The 1,311-nt window shown below is 27.4% G+C and carries 3 protein-coding genes and 1 pseudogene; 2 read left to right on the top strand and 2 right to left on the bottom strand.

Translation table 4 applies throughout. The features are described 5' to 3' along the window. Positions 1-197: 197 nt before the first annotated feature. Positions 198-446: a hypothetical protein gene (locus tag EHU54_RS05860; RefSeq protein WP_400249459.1), complete on the bottom strand. Its 249-nt coding sequence runs from the start codon at positions 444-446 to the stop codon at positions 198-200. Next, positions 446-595 (bottom strand): hypothetical protein, encoded by a 150-nt coding sequence (locus tag EHU54_RS05855; RefSeq protein WP_400249066.1) that lies wholly within the window; start codon positions 593-595, stop codon positions 446-448. The genes EHU54_RS05860 and EHU54_RS05855 overlap by 1 nt, the downstream gene beginning before the upstream one ends. Before the next feature lie 244 nt (positions 596-839). Here EHU54_RS05855 and EHU54_RS05850 point away from each other — a divergent pair, with 244 nt between their 5' ends. Both EHU54_RS05850 and EHU54_RS05845 read left to right on the top strand, forming a co-directional pair. Beyond that, complete coding sequence (locus tag EHU54_RS05850; protein WP_400249458.1) at positions 840-1,010, top strand: hypothetical protein; 171 nt, start codon at positions 840-842, stop codon at positions 1,008-1,010. Positions 1,011-1,160: 150 nt separating this feature from the next. Then, positions 1,161-1,311 (top strand): annotated as a pseudogene (locus tag EHU54_RS05845) (elongation factor P); the annotation flags it as partial.

Below are 1,311 nucleotides of genomic sequence, written 5' to 3'. Positions count from 1 at the left end.
GCTTGTTTTATTCCTGTTAATCGGAATAATTCTTTATCATTAATAAAATCAAATTTATCAAATTTCATAATTTTAGATTCCTATAATTTCTATTTTAAGTATATTTTAAAATAACTAGGTTATGCAAGAAGTCTAATAAAATCACATATAAAAACTAGTGTGCCACAGCTAAGATATATGATCGATTATAATAAATATTAAAATCCTTTAACCATAACACGGAAAAAGTTTAATATCTTAACAATAACAAAAATACCAAATGGAATTAAAATAATTCACGCATCACCTAAAAAAGTCATTAATTGTGGTAATACAGCATAAATTGCTTCTTTAACTTTCATCATTGCCTGCCCTAAACCACTTCAAATAGAACCCATTCCACCTGAAATAGTAGGCGTATATGCTGCTAAAAAATTAACCGCTGTTGTTAAATACATACCTAACATTATTTCTTATCCTCCTTATTTTCAATTTCTTTTTTATCTTTTTTCTTTCCTTGAATTTGACAAATTTTTTGATAAATTGATAAACCAATTCAAGCAAAAATACCTAATATAATAACAACACTAAATATTGTCGTTAATCAACCTGGCATAACTTAATTCCTCCTAACAATCTAATTTCGCGGCACGCTTCGCGTGTTCACTACGCTCAAAATAAACCATATTGAATAAATTACCGCTAATAAATTACGCGGATAATTTATTCATCTTCTTTTACATTATTAATTACAATATTATTTACCATATTAATAACATTATCTTTTCCATACTTAGTTACTACGGGCCACAAAATAAAATAATGTTTTCTTTCCATTAAAAAATTAACTCTTTTCTGATTTGATTTGTTGCACTTCACTTACACGATGCCCGGCTTATTTTGCTATCTTAAATCCAACATTTTATTTCTCACCCCGTCATTTTGCAATTACTAAAACAACTGATTATGTTATTATTAAGGCGTTATCAACCTCAAATCGATATCGTGGTGAAAATCGTATTAATATTTAGGTTACCTTACAATTTTATAAAATTAAAATATTTGGAGAAAATTTCTTTTAAACAAATTTTCTCCTTTTTATTGATTTTAATAACTATCTGTTTAAAATTACGATATAATTAAACTACGAACAATAAAAAAGGAAGAAAAAGAAGAAGATGATGATTAGTGTAAACGATTTCCGCCCAGGATTAACGTTTCAATATGAGGGTAATATTTACGTAGTAATTGAAGCACAACATTCAAAATCTGGTCGTGGGCAAGCACATGTTAAAACAAAAGTTAAAAATTTGCGTAGCAATGCAACTACAA

The sequence above is a fragment of the Spiroplasma sp. ald genome (assembly GCF_044714355.1).
Lineage (GTDB): Bacteria > Bacillota_I > Bacilli_A > Mycoplasmatales > Mycoplasmataceae > Spiroplasma > Spiroplasma phoeniceum.
The sequence above is the reverse complement of the archived record's forward strand: the minus strand, read 5'-3'. Positions and strand labels throughout refer to the sequence as shown.